Origin of the sequence: Citrobacter sp. ANG330, from assembly GCF_047467925.1 — a bacterium.
In the GTDB taxonomy this organism is placed as follows: domain Bacteria; phylum Pseudomonadota; class Gammaproteobacteria; order Enterobacterales; family Enterobacteriaceae; genus Citrobacter_A; species Citrobacter_A amalonaticus_G.
This window is the reverse complement of sequence record NZ_JASJUI010000033.1, coordinates 1-667: the sequence shown is the minus strand read 5'-3', so window position 1 is coordinate 667 and position 667 is coordinate 1. Positions and strand designations below refer to the sequence as shown.

Here is a 667-nt window from a genome sequence, read left to right as displayed (position 1 = left end):
CCGCCGCTTCCGGCTGGCGCTGACCACGCAGGCGCAGCGGGCGGAGGCGGCGCGTAAACAGGCGGTCTCCTCCGGCGTCAGGGCGCCGGAATACCCGCAGACGATGCCGGTCTCCGGCTATGGCGCAGACCGCGGCATCCGCCTTGAGGCCGTGTGGCTGACCCACGACCCGGCATACCCGGAGAATCTCCCGGCGTTGCCCCTGGCCCGCTATACGTACACCCCGCGTGGCGAGCTGTCGGCGGTGTATGACCGCAGCGATACGCCGGTGCGGGGCTTCACTTATGACGATAAACACCCGGGACGCATGACGGCGCACCAGTACGCCGGACGGCCCCGGACCACCTACCGCTATGATGCGGCCGGCCGTGTGGTGGAGCAGCACAATCCGGCCGGGCTGAGTTACTCGTATGAGTATGAGAAAAATGCCGTCGCCATCACCGACAGCCTGAACCGCCGGGAGGTGCTGCACACTGAAGGTGAAGGCGGACTGAAACGGGTGATTAAGGAAGAAAAAGCTGACGGCAGTGTGGTTACGCGGGAATTTGATAACGCGGGCCGCATGGTGGCGATGACGGATGCTGCCGGGCGAAAAACCGAATACCGGCTGAATATCGGCTCCGGGAATGTCACGGAAATTGTCACGCCTGATGGCAGGTCAGTCAGC

The 667-nt window shown here is 64.3% G+C and carries 1 pseudogene; it reads left to right on the top strand.

The features are described 5' to 3' along the window. Window positions 1-667 (top strand): annotated as a pseudogene (locus QNN88_RS22805) (hypothetical protein); the annotation flags it as partial.